The organism is Mycobacterium sp. UM_Kg27 (assembly GCF_000972905.1).
GTDB lineage: Bacteria > Actinomycetota > Actinomycetes > Mycobacteriales > Mycobacteriaceae > Mycobacterium.
Window position 1 is genome coordinate 1 of sequence record NZ_JRMM01000303.1, and the last position, 712, is coordinate 712.

Annotated in this window: 1 protein-coding gene; it reads left to right on the forward strand. The window is 74.0% G+C overall.

What is annotated here, in order from left to right; translation table 11 throughout:
* Positions 1-704: hypothetical protein (locus LI94_RS25175; protein WP_046302508.1), on the forward strand; the 704-nt coding region annotated here is incomplete at its 5' end.
* Positions 705-712 lie beyond the last annotated feature (8 nt).

A 712-nucleotide genomic window follows, 5' to 3' on the forward strand; every position in this document is an offset into this window, starting at 1 on the left:
GTAAGGGCTTCGACGGTGCCGACGCGACCGCACCCGGCGGCAACGGTGGTGCGGGTAGCGACGGCGGCGATGGTGGCGCGGGCGGCGCGGCCGGTGCGGGTGGTGCCGGCGGCACGGCAACCAACGGTGCTGCCGGTGCCAACGGCAACGGCGGTGACGGCGGCGAGGGCGGTGACGCCGGAGCGGCCGGTAACGGTGGCCAGGGCGCTGACGGCGGCGCTTCGAACCCCAACGGTGGTCAGGGCGGCCAGGGTGGTGACACCGGCACGGTCGGTGCCGGTGGAGCCGGCGGTAAGGCCGGCAGCGGAGGCGCGTCCGGAACGGGCCAAGCCGGCGCCAACGGCGCCGACGGCGCAGATGCCCCGGCCAGCGGTAATGGTGGTGCCGGTGGCGACGGTTACAGCTCCGCCGACGGTTCCGCAGACGGCGGCAACGGCGGTGCCGGCGGTGATGCCGGTATTAACGGCAACGGTGGTGGCGCCGGTAAGGGTGGCGACGGCAATAACGGCGGCGCCGGCGGCGCTGGTGGCGCCGGAGGTAGCAACTCCGGTAACGGTGGCGACGGTGCCGACGGCGGTAACAGCACCGGCACCGGCGACGGCGGCGCGGGCGGCGCGGGCGGTAACGCCGGCAACAACGGCAATGGTGGCGACGCGGGCAACGGTGGTCAGGGAAGCCAGACCCTGTCTCTTATACACATCTGACGCTGCCG